This is a genomic window from Sulfitobacter sp. M13 (genome assembly GCF_053474885.1).
Genome location: NZ_CM130281.1, coordinates 578,863 through 599,577, shown reverse-complemented (window position 1 = coordinate 599,577; position 20,715 = coordinate 578,863). Strand labels below are relative to the sequence as shown.

22 protein-coding genes, 1 tRNA gene and 2 riboswitches are annotated in these 20,715 nt (G+C 60.7%); of the genes, 8 read left to right on the top strand and 15 right to left on the bottom strand.

The window, feature by feature from the left end; translation table 11 throughout:
* Positions 1-33: 33 nt before the first annotated feature.
* Positions 34-109, bottom strand: a tRNA-Lys gene (locus ACVBAU_RS02760).
* Between the two features lie 104 nt (positions 110-213).
* On the opposite strand from ACVBAU_RS02760, the gene dapF reads away from it, so the two are divergent.
* The 3 genes from dapF to ACVBAU_RS02745 are packed head-to-tail and all read left to right on the top strand — an operon-like array spanning position 214 to position 2,780.
* Entirely contained in the window at positions 214-1,107 is an 894-nt protein-coding gene (gene dapF, locus ACVBAU_RS02755; protein ID WP_448328892.1) for a diaminopimelate epimerase, read from the top strand.
* Complete coding sequence (mtaB, locus tag ACVBAU_RS02750) at positions 1,104-2,360, top strand: tRNA (N(6)-L-threonylcarbamoyladenosine(37)-C(2))-methylthiotransferase MtaB (RefSeq protein ID WP_448327763.1); 1,257 nt, start codon at positions 1,104-1,106, stop codon at positions 2,358-2,360. The genes dapF and mtaB overlap by 4 nt, the downstream gene beginning before the upstream one ends.
* A gap of 60 nt (positions 2,361-2,420) precedes the next feature.
* Entirely contained in the window at positions 2,421-2,780 is a 360-nt protein-coding gene (locus ACVBAU_RS02745; RefSeq protein WP_448327761.1) for a putative quinol monooxygenase, read from the top strand.
* A gap of 131 nt (positions 2,781-2,911) precedes the next feature.
* Here ACVBAU_RS02745 and ACVBAU_RS02740 read toward each other — a convergent pair whose 3' ends face one another.
* The 5 genes from ACVBAU_RS02740 to ACVBAU_RS02720 all read right to left on the bottom strand — a co-directional run bounded on the left by ACVBAU_RS02740 (position 2,912) and on the right by ACVBAU_RS02720 (position 7,162).
* Entirely contained in the window at positions 2,912-3,760 is an 849-nt protein-coding gene (locus ACVBAU_RS02740; protein ID WP_138924536.1) for a cytochrome c1, read from the bottom strand.
* Positions 3,761-3,765: 5 nt separating this feature from the next.
* Positions 3,766-5,109, bottom strand: coding sequence for a cytochrome b (petB, locus tag ACVBAU_RS02735; RefSeq protein WP_093731593.1), 1,344 nt, complete (start codon positions 5,107-5,109; stop codon positions 3,766-3,768).
* Positions 5,110-5,121: 12 nt separating this feature from the next.
* Complete coding sequence (petA, locus tag ACVBAU_RS02730) at positions 5,122-5,682, bottom strand: ubiquinol-cytochrome c reductase iron-sulfur subunit (protein WP_093731594.1); 561 nt, start codon at positions 5,680-5,682, stop codon at positions 5,122-5,124.
* Between the two features lie 176 nt (positions 5,683-5,858).
* Positions 5,859-6,470, bottom strand: a complete 612-nt coding sequence (locus tag ACVBAU_RS02725; RefSeq protein WP_171048946.1) for a glutathione S-transferase — start codon at positions 6,468-6,470, stop codon at positions 5,859-5,861.
* Positions 6,471-6,538: 68 nt separating this feature from the next.
* Entirely contained in the window at positions 6,539-7,162 is a 624-nt protein-coding gene (locus tag ACVBAU_RS02720; RefSeq protein WP_138924538.1) for an FMN-binding negative transcriptional regulator, read from the bottom strand.
* 66 nt (positions 7,163-7,228) lie between these two features.
* A riboswitch (FMN riboswitch) is annotated at positions 7,229-7,384 on the top strand.
* A gap of 75 nt (positions 7,385-7,459) precedes the next feature.
* On the opposite strand from ACVBAU_RS02720, the gene ACVBAU_RS02715 reads away from it, so the two are divergent.
* Positions 7,460-7,900 carry a 6,7-dimethyl-8-ribityllumazine synthase gene (locus tag ACVBAU_RS02715; RefSeq protein ID WP_335744944.1) on the top strand — a complete coding sequence of 147 codons (441 nt, stop codon included), beginning with the start codon at positions 7,460-7,462 and terminating at the stop codon, positions 7,898-7,900.
* Positions 7,901-7,927: 27 nt separating this feature from the next.
* On the opposite strand, the gene dxs is transcribed toward ACVBAU_RS02715, so the two are convergent.
* The 5 genes from dxs to ACVBAU_RS02690 form a co-directional block, all read right to left on the bottom strand.
* Complete coding sequence (gene dxs, locus ACVBAU_RS02710; protein ID WP_448327757.1) at positions 7,928-9,856, bottom strand: 1-deoxy-D-xylulose-5-phosphate synthase; 1,929 nt, start codon at positions 9,854-9,856, stop codon at positions 7,928-7,930.
* A gap of 16 nt (positions 9,857-9,872) precedes the next feature.
* Entirely contained in the window at positions 9,873-10,778 is a 906-nt protein-coding gene (locus tag ACVBAU_RS02705; RefSeq protein WP_335744926.1) for a polyprenyl synthetase family protein, read from the bottom strand.
* A complete protein-coding gene (locus ACVBAU_RS02700; RefSeq protein WP_138924542.1) occupies positions 10,765-11,007 on the bottom strand; it encodes an exodeoxyribonuclease VII small subunit in 243 nt (80 codons plus the stop codon). The genes ACVBAU_RS02705 and ACVBAU_RS02700 overlap by 14 nt, the downstream gene beginning before the upstream one ends.
* Before the next feature lie 137 nt (positions 11,008-11,144).
* On the bottom strand, positions 11,145-11,846 hold the full coding sequence (locus ACVBAU_RS02695; RefSeq protein ID WP_138924543.1) for a response regulator: 702 nt from the start codon (positions 11,844-11,846) through the stop codon (positions 11,145-11,147).
* Entirely contained in the window at positions 11,843-12,355 is a 513-nt protein-coding gene (locus tag ACVBAU_RS02690) for a MarR family winged helix-turn-helix transcriptional regulator (RefSeq protein WP_138924544.1), read from the bottom strand. Before ACVBAU_RS02690 ends, ACVBAU_RS02695 begins: the two co-directional genes overlap by 4 nt.
* A 160-nt stretch (positions 12,356-12,515) precedes the next feature.
* Here ACVBAU_RS02690 and ACVBAU_RS02685 point away from each other — a divergent pair, with 160 nt between their 5' ends.
* Positions 12,516-13,385 (top strand): branched-chain amino acid aminotransferase, encoded by an 870-nt coding sequence (locus ACVBAU_RS02685; protein ID WP_138924545.1) that lies wholly within the window; start codon positions 12,516-12,518, stop codon positions 13,383-13,385.
* Between the two features lie 81 nt (positions 13,386-13,466).
* Here the strand turns inward: ACVBAU_RS02685 and ACVBAU_RS02680 are convergent, their stop codons facing one another.
* The 3 genes from ACVBAU_RS02680 to aroC form a co-directional block, all read right to left on the bottom strand.
* On the bottom strand, positions 13,467-14,414 hold the full coding sequence (locus ACVBAU_RS02680; RefSeq protein WP_138924546.1) for a cyclase family protein: 948 nt from the start codon (positions 14,412-14,414) through the stop codon (positions 13,467-13,469).
* A 110-nt stretch (positions 14,415-14,524) separates the two neighbouring features.
* A complete protein-coding gene (locus ACVBAU_RS02675; RefSeq protein WP_448327753.1) occupies positions 14,525-15,502 on the bottom strand; it encodes a DMT family transporter in 978 nt (325 codons plus the stop codon).
* Between the two features lie 101 nt (positions 15,503-15,603).
* Positions 15,604-16,704 carry a chorismate synthase gene (gene aroC / locus ACVBAU_RS02670; protein WP_448327751.1) on the bottom strand — a complete coding sequence of 367 codons (1,101 nt, stop codon included), beginning with the start codon at positions 16,702-16,704 and terminating at the stop codon, positions 15,604-15,606.
* A gap of 92 nt (positions 16,705-16,796) precedes the next feature.
* A riboswitch (TPP riboswitch) is annotated at positions 16,797-16,895 on the top strand.
* 34 nt (positions 16,896-16,929) lie between these two features.
* Between aroC and thiB the strand changes: the two genes are divergently transcribed.
* From thiB to ACVBAU_RS02655, 3 genes are read left to right on the top strand one after another with little or no spacing between them, the layout of a single operon-like run.
* Positions 16,930-17,907, top strand: a complete 978-nt coding sequence (thiB, locus tag ACVBAU_RS02665; RefSeq protein ID WP_448327749.1) for a thiamine ABC transporter substrate binding subunit — start codon at positions 16,930-16,932, stop codon at positions 17,905-17,907.
* Positions 17,883-19,439: a thiamine/thiamine pyrophosphate ABC transporter permease ThiP gene (locus ACVBAU_RS02660; RefSeq protein ID WP_448327747.1), complete on the top strand. Its 1,557-nt coding sequence runs from the start codon at positions 17,883-17,885 to the stop codon at positions 19,437-19,439. Before thiB ends, ACVBAU_RS02660 begins: the two co-directional genes overlap by 25 nt.
* Positions 19,426-20,118: a thiamine ABC transporter ATP-binding protein gene (locus ACVBAU_RS02655; protein ID WP_448327745.1), complete on the top strand. Its 693-nt coding sequence runs from the start codon at positions 19,426-19,428 to the stop codon at positions 20,116-20,118. Before ACVBAU_RS02660 ends, ACVBAU_RS02655 begins: the two co-directional genes overlap by 14 nt.
* On the opposite strand, the gene ACVBAU_RS02650 is transcribed toward ACVBAU_RS02655, so the two are convergent.
* Positions 20,119-20,703, bottom strand: coding sequence for an exopolysaccharide biosynthesis protein (locus tag ACVBAU_RS02650; protein WP_138924552.1), 585 nt, complete (start codon positions 20,701-20,703; stop codon positions 20,119-20,121). It lies immediately after the preceding gene.
* Positions 20,704-20,715: the final 12 nt, after the last annotated feature.

Below are 20,715 nucleotides of genomic sequence, written 5' to 3'. Positions count from 1 at the left end.
GTTTTTTTCGTTCCAGTTAAACTGGAAAGGTAGTGGTGAGCCCGTCCGGGTTCGAACCGGAGACCTACTGATTAAAAGTCAGTTGCTCTACCAACTGAGCTACAGGCCCACTAGGCGGCTTACTAGAAAGGTGTGGCGTTGGGGTCAAGCAGAAACGTACGAAAAACTTCACTCAAGCTGGATTAGTTTCAAATGCCGCGTTATATGCGCCGAATGTATAGTGATTTGACCAACGGTTTGCCCTTCATGAAGATGCATGGGCTGGGAAATGATTTTGTCGTGCTGGATGCGCGCAAAAAGGTCGTGCTGGATGCGCGCCAGAAAGATGTGCCGGATGCGGGACTTGAGGGCGTGCCTTCTCTTCCAGAGGTAACTCCTGCCCTCGCGCAGGCCATCGGGCATCGCCAGTTCGGTGTGGGCTTTGATCAGTTGGCAGTTATCACGGATGGCGCGGCAGACGCCCACCTGACGTTCTTTAACGCCGACGGGTCCACCTCTGCTGCTTGTGGCAATGCCACCCGCTGCATCGCGCGTTTCCTGATGGACGAGACCGGCAAGACGCAGCTGCACCTGACCACGGACCGCGGTGATCTGGCGGCGCGGGACGCGGGGAACGGGCTGACAGCCGTGAACATGGGCCACCCCCAGCTTGAATGGGACGAAATTCCACTGGCCCGCCAGATGGATACGCTCGAGTTGCCGATGGATGGTGCCCCGACGGCCACCGGCATGGGCAATCCGCATTGCACCTTCTTTGTCGACGATGTGGACGCGATTGATCTGGCCGCTTTTGGCCCCGGCATAGAGCATCACGCGCTCTATCCCGAACGCACCAACGTGCAGATCGCGCAAATTGTCGGCCCCGATCATATCCGCATGCGCGTGTGGGAACGGGGTGTGGGCATTACGCTGGCGTCCGGCTCCTCCAGCTGCGCGACGGCGGTTGCAGCGTCTCGCAGGGGGCTCACAGGGCGTGCTGTGCGCATCGATCTGGACGGCGGCACCCTGCACATCGACTGGCGCGAGGATGGCGTCTGGATGACCGGCCCGTCGGCCCATGTATTCAGCGGCGTGCTGACCCCTTCTTTTCTGGAAAGCCTGACATGAGCACCCCGATCTTTTCGAATCACGGTTGCCGCCTGAACGCCTATGAGACCGAGGCGATGAAGGAACTGGCCGAGCAGGCGGGCCTGAAGGATGCGGTGATCGTCAACACCTGCGCCGTCACCGCCGAGGCCGTACGCAAGGCGCGTCAGGACATCCGCAAACTGCGCAAGGCGAACCCGAATGCACGGCTGATCGTCACCGGCTGCGCCGCGCAGACCGAACCGGATACCTTTACCAAGATGGCAGAGGTCGACGTCGTGATCGGCAACACCGAAAAGATGGTTGGCGCGACGTGGCAGGGACTCGCGGCTGATTTTATCGGCGAGACAGAGGCGCTTCAGGTTGACGACATCATGTCGGTCACCGAGACGGCAGGCCACTTGATCGACGGCTTTGGCACGCGCAGCCGCGCCTATGTTCAGGTCCAGAACGGCTGCGACCACCGCTGCACCTTCTGCATCATCCCCTATGGCCGTGGCAATTCACGGTCGGTCCCTGCGGGCGTTGTCGTGGATCAGATCAAGCGGCTGGTCGACAAGGGCTTTAACGAGGTCGTGCTGACCGGCGTGGACCTGACCAGCTGGGGCGCGGACCTTCCCGCGACGCCCAGGCTGGGGGATCTGGTCATGCGCATCCTGCGGCTGGTGCCCGACCTGCCGCGCTTGCGGATCAGTTCGATCGATTCCATCGAGGTGGACGAGAACCTGATGCAGGCCATCGCCACCGAACCGCGCCTGATGCCACACCTGCACCTGAGCTTGCAGCACGGTGACGATATGATCCTGAAACGGATGAAGCGCCGCCACCTGCGCGACGATGCCATCCGCTTTGCCCAAGACGCCCGCAAGCTGCGCCCCGACATGACCTTTGGCGCGGACATCATCGCAGGCTTTCCGACAGAAACCGACGCTATGTTCGAAAATTCGCTCAAGCTGGTGACGGAATGCGATTTGACCTGGCTGCACGTCTTCCCCTACTCCGCCCGCGAAGGCACCCCCGCCGCACGGATGCCGGCGGTGAACGGCACCGTGATCAAGGAACGCGCCGCACAGTTACGCGCCGCCGGCGAAGCGCAGGTCAGCCGCCACCTTGCTGCCCAACAAGGGCGTGCGCATCAGGTGTTGATGGAAAGCCCCACCATGGGCCGGACAGAGCAATTCACCGAGACCCATTTTGCCATCCCCCAAACCGAAGGCGCGATTATTCCCGCCACGATCACCGGCCAGACTGAAGGCCATCTGCTGGCTGTGTGAGCCGTCGCAGTTTGTAAACCTTTCTCCACTAGGGTGATTCCCTAGTGAGAAAGGGTAAGTATGAGCGAAATTATCGAATGGGTCCTCGAAATGGACGTGCGGGACGGTCAGGATGATCATGTCCAACCGCTGCTTGAGGACATGATAAAAGCCGCGCGGGTAGATGAGCCGCGCACGCTGCACTGTGAATTCTATATGTCCGATGACCGTCGCAGCTGTACCGCGCTGGAACGTTACGCCGATAATGCCGCCGTGATGGCGCATTTCGCGCAGTTCGGCGGGCGCTTTGCCGAAAGGTTCACGCAGCTCTTTATACCCGCACGGCTTACCGTCTACGGGCCGGCAAACGTTTCCGTTATGATGGCGCTGGCAGGCTTTGGTGCTACTAGAATGGATCGGGTCGCGGGATTTCATCGCTAACGCAGTGGCTTCGATACGGGCGGATACCGAAAGCCGCACGGACGTAAAACACCCATCGACCCAAAGAAAAGCCCCCCGGATCGCACAGGATCCGGGGGGCTTTCATCAGTCGTTAGCCTTGTGAAAGACGATTAGTCTTCCTTGTGCTTCACAGGGGCCCAAAGACGTTTGTTGGTCAGGTACAGCAGGACCGACAGAAGCGTCAGGAACAGAACGCCCGCAAAACCGGCTTGCTTGCGTGCCATCAGCTTGGGCTCGGCTGTCCACATCAGGAAGGCCGCGACGTCTTCGGCTTCGTGGTGGAGATCAGACTCGTGGCCGTCGTTATACGTGACGTCATCGCCGTACAGTGGCGGTGCCATCGCGATCCAGCTGCCTCCAACTGTGGCGTGGCCTTCTTCGTCCTTGCAGGACTCGGGGAAGCCGCCGCTCGCGAACGCAGTGTTGTAGTGACCGGGGAAATCCTCGGGGGCGCAGGCTGGGGCTTCTTCGTAGCCGGTCATCAGGGACGCGATATATTCGGGTCCGCCCATGCCTTTGAAGAACTGGTTGATCCCCAGACCGTAAGGCCCGTGGAAACCGGCGCGCTTTTTGGCCATCAAGCTAAGGTCTGGCGCGGTTTCCAGCGCAGACCCAGGGAAATGGTCGACCGGCGTGCCGGGGCGGATATCGTCCAGCTCGGCGTCAAAGATATCAAAGTTCGCTGCATAGGCGCGGACCTGATCTTCGGGAAGTTGAGGGCCACCATCATCCGCAAGGGTACGGATCGGCACGAACTTCATACCGTGGCATGCAGAGCAGACCTCGGTATAGATTTGCAGACCGCGTTGCAGCTGGTTGGTATCGAAGGCCCCGAACGGCCCTTCGAAAGAGAAGTCGAAGTCTTCGATATGCGCTTCACCACCAGCGGCGAAAGCAGCGGAACCTGCAAAGCCCAGGGCGACAACAGCCGAAAGGAAGGTTTTCTTGATCATTGTCATGGTCCTTACTCTGCTGGCTTGACCAGCGTCTTGGTGCCGCCGGTTTTTGGCGCGTAATGCGCGTCAAAGTCGGCTTCGATGGTTTCAGGCTGCGCGCCCGGCTTTTCGATCACACCCAGAAGCGGCAGGATCACCAGGAAATACGCAAACCAGTAGGCCGACGCGATGAGAGAGAAGCTAGCATAAGGTTCTTCCGCAGGCATGGCACCCAGCCACATCAGCGCGAAGAAGTCGATCACCAGCAGCGCAAACCACCATTTGAACATGGGACGATAGCGGCCCGAACGCACCGAGGATGTGTCCAGCCAAGGCACCAACGCCATCACCGCAATCGCACCGAACATCGCCAGAACACCAAAGAACTTGGCGTCGATGATGCCACCGGTCACGAAGGACGCAATCTGAACGACCCAGACTTCGGCGGTAAAGGCACGCAGGATCGCGTAGAACGGCAAGAAGTACCATTCAGGCACAATATGCGCAGGCGTCGAAAGCGGGTTTGCCTCGATATAGTTATCGGGGTGGCCCAGATAGTTCGGCATGAATCCCACGATCGCAAAGAACACAACCAGGATCACGGCCAGCGCGAACAGGTCTTTCATCACGAAGTAGGGCCAGAACGGCAGCGTATCTTTTTTCGCGTCTTCCTTGCTGGTGCGACGGACTTCGACACCTGTGGGGTTGTTGTTCCCGGTGGTGTGGAACGCCCAGATGTGGACGATCACCAGACCGGCAATCACGAAGGGCAGCAGATAGTGCAAGCTGAAGAAGCGGTTCAGCGTGGCGTTATCAACCGCAGGCCCGCCCAGCAGAAGCGTTTGCAGGCTTTCCCCGATGAACGGGATCGCACCGAACAGACCGGTGATAACCGTTGCACCCCAGAAAGACATCTGACCCCAAGGCAGAACATAGCCCATAAAGCCGGTTGCCATCATCAGAAGATAGATCAGCATGCCGATGATCCAGGTGATTTCACGTGGCGCTTTATACGACCCGTAGTACAGGCCGCGGAAGATGTGCGCGTAGACCGCAACAAAGAACAACGAGGCACCATTCATGTGCATGTAGCGCAGCATATAGCCGCCGTTCACGTTACGCATAATGTGCTCGACGCTCGCAAACGCCGCATCAACGTGAGGCGTGTAATGCATCGCCAGAACGATGCCGGTCACGATTTGCAGCGCCAGACAGAACGTCAGAACAATGCCCCAGATCCACATCCAGTTCAGGTTCTTCGGTGTCGGGATCATCAAAGTGTCATACAGCAGCCCAACAACGGGAAGACGGCTATGAAGCCACTTTTGCCCGTTTGTTTTCGGCTCGTAATGGTCGTGAGGAATTCCAGCCATTCCAGTTCTCCCTTAACCTAATTTGATCGTGGTTTCATCCACGAATTCTGCGACGGGCACCAGCAGGTTGCGCGGTGCTGGCCCTTTGCGGATACGGCCCGCAGTGTCATAGTGAGACCCGTGGCAAGGGCAGAACCAGCCGCCAAAGTCACCCGCGTCGCCCAGTGGAACGCAACCCAAGTGGGTACAGACCCCAACCATGACTAGCCAGTCTTCCTTGCCAATCATCGCCCGATTTTCGTCTGTTGCGGCAGCACCGTTTGCAAGGTTGTTGTTCTCTGCACCTGCGTCCGGCAGATCAGCCAGATCAACCGATCTCGCTTCGTCGATTTCTTCTTGGGTGCGACGGCGGACAAAAACCGGCTTACCCAACCATTTGACCGTGAGCTGTGTACCCGGCTCGACCGCGGACACATCGACGCGGATGGACGACAGCGCCTTCACATCTGCGGACGGGTTCATCTGATTGACCAAAGGCCAGACGGCTGCGCCGACGGCGACCGCACCTGTACCAGCTGTGGCATAATAGAGGAAATCCCTCCGGGTGCCTGCGTGATCTTCTGCTTGGGACACGGGTTAACTCCAAATCGAGGGCCTGACGGCCATTAAATCAAGGGGCGGCGCTGACGCACCTCCCACAATTCTTTTGGTTACTAGCGGGCTGCGTCGCGCACGTCCAGATACCTTTGTCGCGCAAACCGTCGCAGTGTTGCATTCCTTCAAGGGTGACGGTTGGAATTTTTGCGCTTTTATCCGGCCGGAGGCGCGGTTGCCTGCATGGATGCACGCGAATCAAAGCGGCGCGCCCAGTCGGCCAGGGCGTCATTGCCCTTGCGCCAGTTGCGAGCGTCATGCCGGAAATCAAGGTATCCCAAGGCGCAACCGACCGCGATTTGCCCCATATCCAGCGGACCGGAAAGCTGGCTGATCCAGCGCGTGTTCAATGCAGCGCAGGCGCGGTCGATCTTTGCCCACTGGCCTTCGACCCATTCAGGCATCTGCTTGTCCGCCGGACGCATCCGCCCTTCGTACACCATCGCCAGCGCCGCATCCAAAATGCCGTCCGCCGTCGCCTCGAGCGTCAGCGTGTCCCAGCGGCGGCTGCCGGTCGGGTACAGCTTGCCCCCTGCGCGATCGTCCAGATAGGCGCAAATCACGCGGCTGTCGTACAGCGCCGGCCCCTCGTCGCGCACCAGCGCGGGCACTTTGGCGAGCGGGTTATTGGGCAGCAGCGCCGCATCAGCTGCAAGCGGCGTGGTTGTGATATTCTCAAGCGTGAGGTCTTCAAGCTGGCCGGTTTCGTGCAGCAACACCATGACTTTGCGGACATAGGGCGATGTCGGGGAATAGGATAGTTTCATGCGTGTCTCCTCCTCAGGGTTCGGTCGGACTATCAACGTCAACCGCGCCCTGTGCAATCGCTTGTTGATCAGGTGTTTGTCGCCGCACGCATCTGGCGGGCGAGCGTGCCTGTTCCAGCGCCAAAGCCGTGCGCCTCCACGCCATCTGCAGCTGCAAGCCGCACCGCGTCCGGTTTGTTCTGGCTCAGCTTCCACGTGCCATCGACACCGGTGATCCGCATCCGGCAGGGCACGATCATGCGCATCATTTTTTGCATGGTCAAAGGTGCCATCTTGGCAGTGGTCCAAGGTGGCTTGGGCAGCAGACGATCTTCGAACCAGGCGGATTGGCGATCTAGCAGGTCCAGCAGCTCTTCTTGCGGACGCAGTTCCAGCGCGCCGGTCAGATGCACAGCCACATAGTTCCATGTCGGCACCTGATCGTCGATGTCGTACCAGTCGGGCGAGACATAGCTGTCGCCCCCGCTGATGGCGAGCTTCACCGGCAACGCCGACGTTAGCGCCCGCGCAATCGGATTTGATCGGACCAGATGCAAATCCACCTGATCCCCCGCTTCGTTCAGCAAAAACGGGATATGGCTGATCAATGGCCCATCGTCGCCAGTGGCAGCAAGCACACCAAAACTGCGGTCGCGCGCAAAGGCGATGTTCTTGGCGGTGTTGGCGTCGTGGTAAACGGGATTGGGGTGCATAACGTAGGGTCCAAACTGCAAACGCACTTTTGGTATTGCAGACCTGCCCCCGCCTTGGCAACGTACAAGCATTCTCAGGGCGGGGCGCAATTCCCCACCGGCGGTATGTGGCCCCAGTGCCACGAGCCCGCGAGCGCAACGCGCCCCTAACGGGACGCTTGGTCAGCAGATCTGGTGAGATGCCAGAGCCGACGGTCATAGTCCGGATGAAAGAGAATGCGTTTGCTGCGGCCCCACGGGGTCCGTCCGTAATCGTGATCGCCTTGGGTGACTTGTGTCGCTGACGAAAAAAAGGAGATCACTATGACACACACCCGCTACGCCTTTGTAAAAGCACGCTGGCACGCCGATATTGTGGACCGCGCTTATGACGGGTTTGCAGAAGCCATCCCCGCCAGCCAGATCGACGTGGTCGATGTCCCCGGCGCGTTCGAGATGCCGCTGATGGCACAGACCCTCGCCAAATCCGGCAAGTATGATGCAATCATCTGCGCCGCCTTTGTGGTTGATGGCGGCATCTACCGTCATGATTTCGTGGCTGCAGCCGTGGTCGACGGGCTAATGCGCGTGGGCCTTGATACGGGCGTGCCTGTGCTATCCGTGTCCCTGACGCCGCATCACTATCAGGAAACCGACCACCACAATGCGATCTATCGCGCGCATTTCGTCGAAAAGGGCCGCGAGGCAGCTTCGGCGGCGCTTGGCATTGTGGCAGCGCGGCAATTGCTCGACGCCTGATACCCCTTTATTGCGCGGGCCTGAGCGTCAGGCCCGCTGCGCCCCGATGCTGGCAATGCCCAGAACATCCAGCACTTTGGCTTCGATGTGTTCGGCGTTCATCCCCGCGACCGCGTACATATCGGCAGGGCTCGCCTGATCGATAAAGGTATCGGGCAATACCATCGACCGGTACTTCAGCCCCTCGTCGAACACGCCCTCATCCGCCAGAAGCTGCGCCACATGGCTGCCAAAACCGCCCACGGCCCCTTCTTCGATGGTGATCAGCGCCTCGTGGTCGGCCGCCAACGACAGGATCATGTCGCGGTCCAGCGGCTTGGCAAAGCGTGCGTCGGCGATGGTGGGCGTGATCCCCTTGGCCCGCAGCGCCTCGGCGGCTTTTTCCACCTCGGACAGGCGCGTCCCAAAGGACAGCAGCGCCACGCGCTTGCCTTGGGCGATGATGCGCCCTTTGCCGATCTCCAACGGCACACCGCGTTCTGGCATCGTCACGCCCGCGCCTTCGCCCCGTGGGAAACGGAAGGCAATCGGGCCATCGTCATAGGCCGCAGCCGTCGCGACCATATGCACCAGCTCTGCCTCGTCCGCGGCGGCCATCACGACGAAACCGGGCAGGTTCGCCAAAAACGCCACATCAAACGCACCCGCATGGGTGGCCCCGTCGGCCCCGACCAGTCCCGCGCGATCAATCGCAAACCGCACCGGCAAACGCTGGATCGCCACGTCATGCACCACCTGATCGTAGCCGCGCTGCAGGAACGTTGAATACATCGTGCAAAACGGCTTCATTCCGCCCGCCGCCAATCCGGCAGAGAATGTCACCCCGTGCTGTTCCGCAATGCCCACGTCAAAGCACCGGCTGGGATAGCGTTCAGCAAAAAGGTTCAGCCCCGTCCCGTCCGGCATCGCGGCGGTCACGGCGCAAATCTTGTCGTCGTTCGCCGCTTCGGCAATCAGGCTGTCCGCAAAGACGCGGGTATAGCTTGGGGCGTTCGACGGCGCTTTCTTTTGCTCGCCTGTCAGCACATTGAACTTGGCGGTCGCGTGGCCTTTATCGCGGGCGGCTTCGGCGGGGCCATAGCCCTTGCCCTTTTTGGTGATCACATGGATCAACACCGGCCCCGTCGCCCGTGCCTTGACCGTGCGCAACACGGGCAGCAATTGGTTCAGGTCATGCCCGTCAATCGGCCCGAGATAGGAAAACCCAAGCTGTTCGAACAACGTCCCGCCCACGGCCATGCCCTTGAGCATATCTTTGGCGCGCTTGGCCCCCTCGCGGAATGGGCCAGGCAACATGCTGACCGCACCCTTGGCTGCGGCCTTGAAGTCCTGAAACGGTTCTTCGGCGTACAAACGGCTGAGGTATGTGGACATCGCCCCCACAGGCGGCGCGATCGACATTTCGTTGTCGTTCAGAATAACGAACATCCGCTTTTTCAAATGGCCCGCGTTGTTCATCGCTTCATAGGCCATGCCTGCCGACATGGACCCATCGCCAATCACCGCAATCGCATCGCCCAGACCTTCGGGCACATTGCCCCCCAGATCACGCGCGACCGAAAACCCAAGAGCCGCGCTGATAGAGGTCGACGAATGCGCCGCACCGAAGGGATCGTAGGGTGATTCACTGCGCTTGGTAAAACCGCTCAACCCGTCCTTCATCCGCAGGGTGCGGATGCGGTCGCGGCGTTCGGTCAGGATTTTATGCGGGTAGCACTGGTGGCTTACGTCCCAGATCAGCTTGTCCTTGGGTGTATCGAACACCGAATGGATCGCGACCGTCAGTTCAACCACCCCCAGACCCGCGCCCAGATGGCCGCCCGTCTCGGACACGGCAGAAATCGTCTCTGCCCGCAGTTCATGGGACAGTTTCACCAGCTCTGCGTCCGAGAAATTCTTCAGATCGGCAGGGCGGTTTACACGGTCCAAAAGGGGCGTATCGGGTCTATCGGTCATCTGGCTCTCCACCGGATCAGCTTTTGCGGGCAATAACGAAGCGGGCTGCGTCTCGCAAGGTTTCCCCGTCTGTGCCGTAAGGGGACAGGGCATCACAAGCAGCATCGACAAGATCACGGGCACGCGCACGGGCAGGGTCGAGCCCCAGCAACGATACAAAAGTCGCCTTGCCCGCATCGGCATCCTTGCCGACGGCTTTGCCCACCGTGGCGGCGTCGCCTTCAACGTCAAGAATGTCATCGGCAATCTGGAACGCCAGCCCGAGGTTGCGCGCATAGCTGCGCAGGGCGGCAGGATCATCGCACGCCATCACCGGCCCTGCTGTCGCAGCCCATTCGATCAGCGCACCGGTCTTGCCGGCCTGAAGCGTTGTGATCTGGTCCAGCGTCAGCGGTTGGCGTGCGGTTTCGGCGGCGATGTCCATCGCCTGCCCACCGACCATGCCCCGCACACCGGCGGCCCGCGCCAACCCAGCCACGAGCGCAACCCGTTCAGCATCGCCACAGCCCGTCGCCGCGACCAGTTCAAACGCCAGTGTTTGCAGCGCATCGCCAGCCAGAACCGCCGTCGCCTCGTCCCACTTTAGGTGCACTGTGGGCTGGCCCCGACGCAGCGCGTCATCATCCATGCAAGGCATATCATCATGCACCAGCGAATAGGCGTGCAACGCCTCGATGGCACCAGCGGCGGGGGCGGCCTGCGCGCCCATCACCCCGTGCAACCGCGCGCTTTCGATCACCAGAAACGCCCGCAGACCCTTGCCGCCTGTCACGGCATAGCGCATCGCCTCGGCCACAGTGCCGTCCAGCCCGCCAAGTCCGTGCAGGATTTGGCCGATCGCCAGATCCGCAGCCTTTGGCAACGCCTCTGCAAAGGGCTTTCGCGTCAGCTCGGTCTCAAGCGAGATGTCAAACCCCGTCAACAGGAGTCACTCCGACAGGGTTGCCGTCGCCGTCCAGCGTGATCTGCGCAACTTTCTCTTCGGCTTCCTTGAGCTTGGTTTCGCAGCGTTTCTTGAGCTTGGCACCGCGTTCGTACAGCGAAATGCTTTCGTCCAGCGCCACATCGCCCCGCTCTAGCTGGCCCAGAACCTTTTCCAGTTCCGCCATCGCCGCCTCAAAGCTCATCTCTTCTACCGGAGTATCTGTCATTGCCGTGAATCCCATCAATCAAACTTGGCCCAAACATAGCCCGCCCGCGCTTTGGCTTCCAGTGACCGTGCCGATTTATTGGGCGCAAATTCTCTTGCGCCAATTTTGCGGATCAAACCCCCTGCAGCTAGGGGGCGTCAGTCGGGTGCCAGCATATAGCCCGCGCCGCGTACGGTTTGCAGATAGCGGGGCTGTTTGGGGTTATCTTCGATTTTGCGGCGCAGACGCGTGATCTGCACATCAACCGCGCGTTCCTGCGCCTGCCCGCGGTCGCGGCCTAATTCTTCGACCAGTTTGGACCGGCTGAGCGCCGCCCCCGGCTGGGCGGCAAAAATCCGCATCAGCTGGATTTCGGTGGCGGTCAATCGCACCAGATCGTCGCCCTGCCACAGCTCGCCGCGTTCGATATCATAGCGGATCGCGCCCATCGACAGGACCTTGGGCGCTGCATCTGCGACGCGGGTGTCCGGCATACGGCGCAGGATCGCGTTGATCCGCAGCAGCAGCTCCTTGGGTTCAAACGGTTTGGCAAGGTAATCATCCGCCCCTGCTTCCAGCCCGTCGATGCGGTTTTCCGTCTCGCCCTTGGCGGTCAGCAGCAGGATTGGCGTTTGCATGGTTTCGCGCAGACCACGGGTCAGGCTCAGCCCGTCCTCGCCCGGCATCATCACATCCAACACGATCAGATCAAAATCCAACCCCGCCAGAATGCGCCGTGCATGGGCCGCGTCGCGGGCCGTGGTCACCAGAAAGCCATGCCGCATCAGAAACTTTTGCAACAAAGACCGGATACGTTCGTCATCATCGACGATCAGCAGGTGCGCATCTGCCTCTTTCATGCGCCATTCTCCTTTAGGCGCGTGTAGCTGTGGTGCATTTCAGGGTCCATCATCGCCTCCAGCACGGTGCGGAAACCCGCAACCGCTTCTGGTCCGGCATCGCGGAACGCGCTGCGCATCCGCATCCGTTGTGCATCAGACAATGTCTGTTCGAGCGCGCGCCCTGCGTCGGTCAGATACAAATGCCGCTCCCGCTTGTCGGTTTTTCCCACTTGGCTTTTGACAAGACCATCGGCGATCAACGTGCGCAAGACACGATTAAGGGATTGTTTTGTAACACCCAAAATCCCCAGCAGGTTGTTCACCGTCGTGCCCGGTGCACGGTTGATAAAGTGGATTGCACGGTGGTGTGCGCGACCATAGGCCATGTCCACCAGTATCTTGTCGGGGTCGGCCGTGAAACCACGGTAGGCAAAGAACATCGCCTCGATCCCCTGACGCAGCTGTTCATCCGTTAGGAATAGCAGGTTCTCGCCCGTGTGTGATGATGGGCCGCGTCCGTCCGCCATTGTCGTCTCCCGTTGCTGCGCCAAGAGCTTACGTCAGCGTTGTTGACTTTCCAAGTGTCAAAGGCTATCGAATCCCATGTTTTGCGTAATTATATGTCTGCACGCAGCGGGTTTGACGCAATTTTCATAAACCCCAAGGTGCTTTGAGGAAGGATACATCATGGACGGCGCATATGACGATCGCGACGGCAAAATCTGGTTGGACGGCAAAATGGTCGATTGGCGCGAGGCCAATGTCCATATTCTGACCCATGCCATGCACTATGCGTCATCGGTGTTCGAAGGCGAACGCTGCTACAACGGCAAGATTTTCAAAAGCCGCGAACACTCTGAACGGCTGCGGAAATCGGCAGAGTACCTCGATTTTGAAATCCCCTATTCCGTCGATGAAATCGAGACCGCGAAATACGAAATGCTCAAGGCGAACGGCTGGACCGACGCCTATGTCCGCGCAGTCGCATGGCGCGGCGCGGGACCTGATATGGGTGTTTCGGCGGCGCGCAACCCTGTGCGGCTGGCCATCGCCGGCTGGGAATGGGGCAACTATTATGGCGACGCCAAGATGCAGGGTGCCAAGCTCGACATCTCCAAATGGAAACGCCCCTCGCCCGAGACGATCCCCGTGCACGCCAAAGCGGCTGGTCTGTATATGATCTGCACCACCTCCAAACACGCGGCAGAGGCCAAGGGTTGTTCTGACGCGCTGTTCATGGATTACCGCGGCTATGTGGCCGAAGCGACCGGCGCGAACATCTTTTTCGTAAAGGACGGCGAAGTGCACACGCCGCTGGCCGATTGCTTCCTCAACGGGCTGACACGTCAGACCGTGATCGGGATGCTCAAAGACAAGGGCCTGACCGTGCATGAACGCCACATCATGCCCGAAGAGCTGGAAGGCTTTGAACAGTGCTGGCTGACCGGCACCGCAGCCGAAGTCACGCCCGTCGGCCAGATCGGCGACTACACCTTCGAGGTCGGCGCGCTGACCCGCGAGATTTCGGAAGACTACGAAAAGCTCGTCCGGGCCTGAACCGGCCCGCATACGCAAAACGGCGCGAGGGTTCAGCCCCCGCGCCGTTTTCATTTACGCGATGCGCGTGAACCTAGCGGGTCAGTAAAGCGCGACCGGATTGATCATCGCCTGCACCGTGCCTTTGATCAGCGGCTGTCCCAGCACGAACATGAACTCTTGCACCCCTTCAGCGACCAAGGGGCCCGTGTTCATGGTTTCCAGAATATAGATGCCATTGTCCTTGAGCAGCGTGACGTGACCATAGAACACCTTGTCACCCTCTTTCGGCGGAATGGACTCTAGGCCCCACGTGTCTGCGCCCACGGCCATCGGATTCATCGCTGCGACAAACACCGCGCCTTCGTTATTCAGCCCCGGTTCGGTCGACCCCCACGCGCTTGGGTCGCTTTCCATCATGCCATCGGTCCAACCGGTGTGAAACAGGACGATATCGCCTTCGTTCACAGTGACCTGTTGCGCTTCCATCGCGGCGGTGATCTCTGCCTCGCCGAAATGCTCTCCGGCGGCCAGCACGTCCTTGCCCATATGCTTGGCCATATCAATGATCACAGCGCGCCCGACCAAGGGCGGCACAGCGTGGGTCCCCAATTTTGTCAGGCCGCTGATTGCCGAGATTTCCTTTTCGTCCAGACAGTTATAGTACATCCCGTTTTCCCCGAGATGCCCCAGCCCGTCCAGCTGCGACCCGATTCCGATCCAGGTTTGCAGCAAGTCGTCATTATAGTTGCCTTCATAGCCAAAGGACGACAGTTTTTGCCCACCGTGCTGGTTGGGCTGAACGATTTGCAGGTTCAAAGACCGCGGCGGAAAGGCAGGGGTGTCCGGTCCGATCACGATCCCCAGCGGCATGGATTTGCCTTGTTTGATCAGTTTGGCCGCCTCTAGCGTGCGGGCGTCGCTGATCAGGTTGGCCGATCCCAATTGATCCTCTGCCCCCCATTGCGACGGGGCGCAGTCTTGCGCCCATGCGGCAGTTGCCCCGAAACCGATGGATACGGCAGTAGCAATAATCTTGGTTAATTTCATGTTTCCCTCCCAGAAAGCAGGGCGCGGAACACTCAGGAGACCTGCGATTCCACACCCCAGAGGGTCAGGCTAGCACGAATTGCAATCCTGACACGCATTTTCGCGTGCTGTCAGCTTGGGGTTCCTTGGGGGGTGCTGCTCGCCTTGGACTTGGACCGGTCCAGCCCCAGTTGGCGTTCCCGCCAGATGATCGCGGCACCGCCCGCAATGACCAGACCGGCCCCGATCAGGATCGCAGGTGTCGGGATTTCGCTGAACAACACCCAGCCGATCAGCACCGCGAAAATCATCGAGGCATAGTCGAATGGGGCCAGCATCGACACTGGCCCATAGCGATATGACGCGGTGATCATGATCTGCGACACCCCGCCGATCATGCCCGACAGGATCAACAACGCCGAGACCTGCCAACCGGGATTAACCCACCAAAGCGGCTCCCAATTGATCACCATCCCTGCGGGCAGGGTAAAGAACGAAAGGCAGGTCGCGGTGAGTGAAAAGTAGAACACGATGGCCGCCGTGCTGTCGGTTTGCACCAGACGGCGCACGTGGATCTGGACAAGCGCACGCATGATCGACGCAGCCACCACCATAATCGCGCCCATCATCGCCAGTTGCGACACGCTATCCCCCTCCACGGTGAAGCGGGGGTACAGAACGATCAACACCCCGATCAACCCGATCGCCACAGCGGACAGGCGGAACACACGCACCTGTTCGCCCAATAATATCGCGGCAAAGATCACGGTGAAGAGCGGCGTGGCATAGCCGATAGCCGTCACCTCTGGCAGGGGCAGCAGGCTTAGCCCCGCAAAGGTCAGCGCCATCGCCGTTGTCCCGAAGATACCGCGCCAGACGTGCCCCATCAGGTTGCTTGGCTTTAACCCGTCGCGCAGGTCACCGCGTTGCCACAGCCATAGGATGATCATCGGAAAGGCAAAAAACGACCGGTAGAACACGGCTTGGGCGGCGGGCACGGTGTCCGTCGCGATCTTGATGAGGGCCGCCATGACCGAGAACAGAAAGACCGCCCCCAGTTTAAGGGCGATGGCCCGGCCGGGGCGGTGCTCTGTCGTGGTGCTTTGCATGGCGAATACTTGCGCCTGTGCGTTTCAAGTTGCAAGACCCGGCGTCAACCTGCGCGTGTTATTCCCGCCCATGTGCGGAAAATCCGAGCGTCCTGCGCAACTTAGCCGATGACGCCCTGATTTTCGCCGACCTGACCGCGATGCAGCAGCATATGATCCAGCAGCACACAGGCCATCATCGCCTCGCCCACGGGCACGGCGCGGATACCAACGCACGGATCGTGGCGACCCTTGGTGATGATCTCTGTGTCTTCGCCGGATTTTGTGATCGTTTTGCGCGTGGTCAGGATGCTCGACGTCGGTTTGACCGCGAAACGCAGCACGATGTCTTGGCCGGTGCTGATGCCGCCCAGAATACCGCCCGCATGGTTCGACGAATAGACAGGGCCGTCGGCGCCCATGCTGATCTCGTCTGCGTTCAACTCTCCGGTCAGCATGGCGGCGGGCATGCCTTCGCCGATCTCGACGCCTTTGACGGCGTTGATGCTCATCATCGCTGCGGCCAGATCGGTGTCGAGCTTGCCATAGACCGGCGCGCCAAGGCCCGCGGGCACGCCGCGTGCCGTTATTTCGATGATCGCGCCAACGGACGATCCTGACTTGCGCAGACCGTCCAGATACGCGGCCCAGTCGTCAGCCGCTTTGGCGTCGGGCACCCAGAACGGGTTCTGTTCGATCTGGTCCCAATCAAACGTATCTCGGTCGATTTTATGCGGGCCCATCTGCACCATGTAACCGGTGATCTGCACTTTCGGGGCAATCGCCTTGATCGCCTCGCGGGCGAGTCCGCCTGCGGCCACACGCGACGCGGTTTCACGTGCCGATGACCGCCCGCCGCCGCGATAATCGCGGATGCCGTATTTCTGGAAATACGTGATGTCGGCGTGACCGGGGCGGAACTTGTCCTTGATGTCGCCGTAGTCCTTGGACCGCTGGTCGGTGTTCTCGATCATCAGCTGGATCGGTGTGCCGGTGGTGACGCCTTCGAACACGCCTGACAGGATCCGCACCTCGTCCGCTTCGCGGCGCTGCGTGGTGTATTTGTTCTGGCCGGGTTTGCGCTTGTCCATCCACTGCTGGATCATCTCTTCGGTGATCGTCACACCGGGGGGGCAGCCGTCAACCGTGGCCCCCAAAGCAGGCCCGTGGCTTTCGCCCCAGGTGGTCACGCGGAAAAGATGGCCAAAGCTGTTGATCGACATGGGATGTGCTCCTTTGGCGGTGATCCTTAACGGGGGCAGGACCATGCCTCAAGGGGTTTCACCTTGCGCGTGGGCCACAGGCGTTCTACCGATAAGGCACCTCGGGGGGCCAATAGGCTGAGATGTGCGCGCACGGACCCGTTGAACCTGAACCGGTTAACACCGGCGGAGGGAAGGTCTGGACACACCTCCAACGCTTTCTGACGCCGCATTTTGGAGGATGCCATGAAGTATCTTACACTTGCTGCCACCACACTTTTCGCCACCTCGGCGCTGGCCGATACGCCTGAACTGGTGGTCTATACCTACGATAGCTTTGTCGCCGAATGGGGCCCCGGCCCGGTGATCGAAGCTGCCTTTGAAGCAGAGTGTGCCTGTGATCTGAAATTCGTCGGCATGGGCGATGGCGCGGCGCTGCTGGCGCGGCTCAAGCTGGAAGGCGCGCGTTCTGACGCCGATCTGGTACTGGGGCTTGATACCAGCCTGATCGCGGCGGCCAAGGAAACAGGGTTGTTCGCGACTGCCACAGTTGATGCGGATTACGACCTGCCCGTCACATGGGAGGACGACAGCTTTGCCCCCTACGACTGGGGCTATTTTGCCTTTGTCCATAACGCCGATCTGACACCGCCTGCAAACTTTCGCGCGCTGGCCGACAGTGACCTCAAAATCGTGATCCAAGACCCGCGGTCCTCTACCCCCGGTCTGGGTCTGCTGATGTGGGTCAAGGAGGCTTACGGCGACGAGGCCCCCGCGATCTGGGAAGGTTTGGCGGATAACGTCGTGACCGTGACCAAAGGCTGGTCCGAAGCCTACGGCCTGTTCCTTGAAGGCGAGGCCGACATGGTGCTGAGCTATACCACGTCCCCCGCCTACCACCTGATCGCCGAAGAAGACGCGACCAAAGCCGCCGCCGCCTTTGACGAAGGGCACTACATGCAAATCGAAGTCGTCGGCAAACTGGCGGGCACCGACCAGCCCGCGCTGGCCGATCAATTCATGCAGTTCATGGTATCTGACGCCGCGCAATCTGTGCTGCCCACGACCAACTGGATGTACCCCGCCGTTACGCCCCAAGGGGGTCTGCCAGAGGGTTTCGACCAGTTGATCCAGCCGGGCAAGGCGCTGTTGATCCCGAACGATGACGTGCCCGCCCTGCGCGAGGAAGCATTGGCCGAATGGCTTTCCGCTCTCTCGCAATAAGCACCAAGTCCGGCATCAGCGCCGCCCTTTTTGTGGCAGCGCTGATCCTTGTTGCGGTAGTGGCCGTGCTGTGGCGGGCCGAGTTCGGCAGCGGGCTTGGCCCCGCCGATTGGGCCGCGATCCGGTTTACCGTGCTACAAGCCGTGCTTTCTGCGCTGCTTTCTACCGCGCTGGCGATCCCTGTGGCCCGTGCGCTGGCGCGGCGGCGCTTTGTCGGGCGCGGGCTGCTGGTGACGCTGCTTGGGGCGCCCTTTATCCTGCCGGTGATCGTCGCCGTGCTGGGGGTGCTTGCGGTGTTTGGCCGCGCGGGCTGGCTGAATGCGGGTCTGGCGCTGGTCGGACTGTCCGGCATCTCTATCTACGGGCTGCACGGAGTCGTGCTGGCACATGTCTTCTTTAACCTGCCACTGGCAACGCGACTGCTGTTGCAGGCGTGGCAAACCGTGCCCGCTGAGCGTTTCCGGCTGGCAGCGCAGCTTGACCTTACCCCCCGCGCCGTGTTCCGCAGCATTGAACTGCCCCTGCTCCGCCAGATCCTGCCCGGCACAGCGGCGTTGATCTTTGTGATCTGCCTGACCAGTTTTGCCGTGGCCCTGACACTGGGCGGCGGCCCCCGTGCCACCACGATCGAGCTGGCAATCTATCAAGCGTTCCGTTTCGACTTTGACCTGAACCGCGCGGCACTGCTGTCGCTGGTGCAGCTTGGCCTTGCCGGTAGCACAGCGGCGCTGGCGTTGTGGATCATCCCCGTCATCAGTCTGGGGGGCGGGCAGGACCGCCCGCTACAACGGTGGGATGCACGCGGCGGGCTGCAACGGGGGCTGGATGCGCTGTTCATCACACTGGCGGCGGGGTTTTTGTTGTTGCCACTGGCCTCGGTCGTGCTGCGAGGGGTGATCGGTCTGCCGCAGATGCCTGTCAGCGTATGGCAGGCAGCGGGAACCTCTGTCACCGTGGCGTTGATCAGCGTGGGGGTGTTGCTGGTGCTTGCCCTGCCCCTCGCGGGCTGGATTGCAACCCGCGCCCGCGGCGGCATAGAGGCAGTGGGCCTGTTGGGTCTTGCCGCATCGCCGCTGATGATCGGCACCGGCTGGTTCATTCTGATCAACCCTGTCGCCAGCCCTTTTGCGCTGGCCTTGCCCGTGACGGCGCTGGTCAATGCGCTGATGGCCCTACCCTTTGCTCTACGAATTCTGGTGCCCCGCCTGCGCGACACGGTTCAGGTTTACGGCAGGCAGGCGCAAATGTTAGGGCTGCGCGGTTGGCCTCTTTGGCGTAGGCTGATCATGCCACGGCTGCGCCCGCAGATCGGATTTGCCGCAGGGTTGACCGGTGCGCTGTCGATGGGCGATCTGGGGGTCATCGCCTTGTTCGCTGACCCTGACAGTGCGACCCTACCGCTACAAATGTACCGGCTGATGGGGGCCTACCGGATGGAGGCCGCCGCCGGTGCGGCACTGATCCTGTTGGCGTTATCGCTCGGGATTTTCTGGATATTCGACAAGGGAGGGCGCTGGCATGCTGACGCTTGAGACCGCGCAGATCACCCAAGGCAGCTTTGCCTTGCACGCCGACCTGACCATTGCGCCCGCGCAAACCTATGCGGTGATCGGCCCCTCGGGGGCGGGGAAATCGACACTGCTGGGGGCGCTTTGCGGATTTATACCGTTGAGCAAGGGCAAGCTGCTCTGGCAGGGCGCGGACATCACCCACGCCGCCCCCGGCGCGCGACCCATAACGATGCTGTTTCAGGACAACAACCTGTTTCCCCACCTCAGCGTCTTGCAGAATGTCGGCCTTGGCCTGCGCCCCGACCTGCGGCTGCGCAGCGCCGAACAATCCCGCGTAGAAGATGCGCTTGCACGGGTCGGGCTGCAGGATATGGCAACACGCAAACCTGCGGAACTGTCGGGCGGGCAGCAAAGCCGTGTGGCGCTGGCGCGTGTGCTGGTACAGGCGCGCCCGCTGGTGTTACTGGATGAACCCTTTGCCGCACTTGGTCCTGCCCTGCGCAACGATATGCTTGATCTGGTGGCAGAGCTGGCCGCAGAAACCGGCGCAGCGCTGATCATGGTGACCCACGCCCCCGAAGACGTGCGCCGTATCGCGGATCAGGTGATCTTTGTCGAAGGCGGCACTGCGCAGGCACCGCAGCCCGCTGCAGCACTTATGGATAATCCGCCCGACGCGCTGCGTGCCTATCTTGGGTGATCAGAACACAATGGTGTAAAAGCTCAACGACGTGATCAGGATCATCAGATAGCCGAGCAGCACATAGAGCCCGTCGCGGGTAAACAGGCCAAAGGCAAATAGCGCCACAGTGCCGCCGCCAAGCGAAGAGGCGAAGGGTACGAATTCCAGCAACGGCCAAGCGACCGGCATAACCACGCAAGTAACCAAAGTCAGCAGCCGCATCGGCCCCGTGGTCAGGAACTGAAGCCGCTTGCCCGAGTGACGGTCGAAAAACGCCGCGGGCTTGCGCAGCCACTTGACCCCGAACTGCAATCTCGAAGATTTCACTTCGCGGCGCAGCAGGAACTGCGGCAGCCACAACCGTTTGCGCCCATAGACCGCCTGCGCCGACAGAAGGATGATGACCAGCGCCATAAAGCTGGACACGCCGAACACCCCTGATAGGGGGGACACCAGCAACAACGCCGCCAACAGGATAAACGGAAGCAGGGACCGCTCTCCGAATTCATTCAACACGTCGTCTATCGTTACGGTGTCGTGGCGGGCTGCATGTTCCACTCCATCCAGCAGATGGGTCAGACTTCGCTCGTCAGTATCTTGCATCTGCCCCCCAAA

Coding starts and splice junctions, on each gene's coding strand:
- dapF (WP_448328892.1), top strand. CDS start 214: ATGTATAGTGATTTGACCAACGGTTTGCCCTTCATGAAGATGCATGGG.
- mtaB (WP_448327763.1), top strand. CDS start 1,104: ATGAGCACCCCGATCTTTTCGAATCACGGTTGCCGCCTGAACGCCTAT.
- ACVBAU_RS02745 (WP_448327761.1), top strand. CDS start 2,421: ATGAGCGAAATTATCGAATGGGTCCTCGAAATGGACGTGCGGGACGGT.
- ACVBAU_RS02740 (WP_138924536.1), bottom strand. CDS start 3,760: ATGACAATGATCAAGAAAACCTTCCTTTCGGCTGTTGTCGCCCTGGGC.
- petB (WP_093731593.1), bottom strand. CDS start 5,109: ATGGCTGGAATTCCTCACGACCATTACGAGCCGAAAACAAACGGGCAA.
- ACVBAU_RS02725 (WP_171048946.1), bottom strand. CDS start 6,470: ATGAAACTATCCTATTCCCCGACATCGCCCTATGTCCGCAAAGTCATG.
- ACVBAU_RS02720 (WP_138924538.1), bottom strand. CDS start 7,162: ATGCACCCCAATCCCGTTTACCACGACGCCAACACCGCCAAGAACATC.
- dxs (WP_448327757.1), bottom strand. CDS start 9,856: ATGACCGATAGACCCGATACGCCCCTTTTGGACCGTGTAAACCGCCCT.
- ACVBAU_RS02700 (WP_138924542.1), bottom strand. CDS start 11,007: ATGACAGATACTCCGGTAGAAGAGATGAGCTTTGAGGCGGCGATGGCG.
- ACVBAU_RS02695 (WP_138924543.1), bottom strand. CDS start 11,846: ATGAAAGAGGCAGATGCGCACCTGCTGATCGTCGATGATGACGAACGT.
- ACVBAU_RS02690 (WP_138924544.1), bottom strand. CDS start 12,355: ATGGCGGACGGACGCGGCCCATCATCACACACGGGCGAGAACCTGCTA.
- ACVBAU_RS02685 (WP_138924545.1), top strand. CDS start 12,516: ATGGACGGCGCATATGACGATCGCGACGGCAAAATCTGGTTGGACGGC.
- ACVBAU_RS02680 (WP_138924546.1), bottom strand. CDS start 14,414: ATGAAATTAACCAAGATTATTGCTACTGCCGTATCCATCGGTTTCGGG.
- ACVBAU_RS02675 (WP_448327753.1), bottom strand. CDS start 15,502: ATGCAAAGCACCACGACAGAGCACCGCCCCGGCCGGGCCATCGCCCTT.
- aroC (WP_448327751.1), bottom strand. CDS start 16,704: ATGTCGATCAACAGCTTTGGCCATCTTTTCCGCGTGACCACCTGGGGC.
- thiB (WP_448327749.1), top strand. CDS start 16,930: ATGAAGTATCTTACACTTGCTGCCACCACACTTTTCGCCACCTCGGCG.
- ACVBAU_RS02660 (WP_448327747.1), top strand. CDS start 17,883: ATGGCTTTCCGCTCTCTCGCAATAAGCACCAAGTCCGGCATCAGCGCC.
- ACVBAU_RS02655 (WP_448327745.1), top strand. CDS start 19,426: ATGCTGACGCTTGAGACCGCGCAGATCACCCAAGGCAGCTTTGCCTTG.
- ACVBAU_RS02650 (WP_138924552.1), bottom strand. CDS start 20,703: ATGCAAGATACTGACGAGCGAAGTCTGACCCATCTGCTGGATGGAGTG.